General features: G+C 47.4%; 1 protein-coding gene. It reads right to left on the bottom strand.

The window, feature by feature from the left end; all coding sequences use genetic code 11:
- Window positions 1-266 (bottom strand): KS-MAT linker domain-containing protein (locus SB658_RS24525; protein WP_410602988.1); only part of this gene is annotated, 266 nt, incomplete at both ends.

The raw sequence follows: 266 nt of genomic DNA, 5'->3' as shown, positions 1-266 counted from the left end.
CTGATAAAAACGGCTCTCTCTTCCATCGCTTCACGTCCGGTCTGATACGTAAATGCCAGATCATGCAAGGAAACATCGTTTTCGGCTTCATCCAGAAAGCCGGATAAACAAGTTGCATAGGCAGTAAGACGCTGCTTATTTCTCGCTGACAGCGGAACGATATAAGGCGGCTGTCCGTCATTTGATCCGCTGATCGTTTTGTTTTCATACTGTTCAAAAATGGCGTGTGCGTTTGTTCCTCCGAGTCCGAATGAGCTTAACGCTGC

Origin of the sequence: Bacillus sp. SIMBA_008 (assembly GCF_046535495.1) — a bacterium.
Classification (GTDB): domain Bacteria; phylum Bacillota; class Bacilli; order Bacillales; family Bacillaceae; genus Bacillus; species Bacillus subtilis.
The sequence above is the reverse complement of the archived record's forward strand: the minus strand, read 5'-3'. Positions and strand labels throughout refer to the sequence as shown.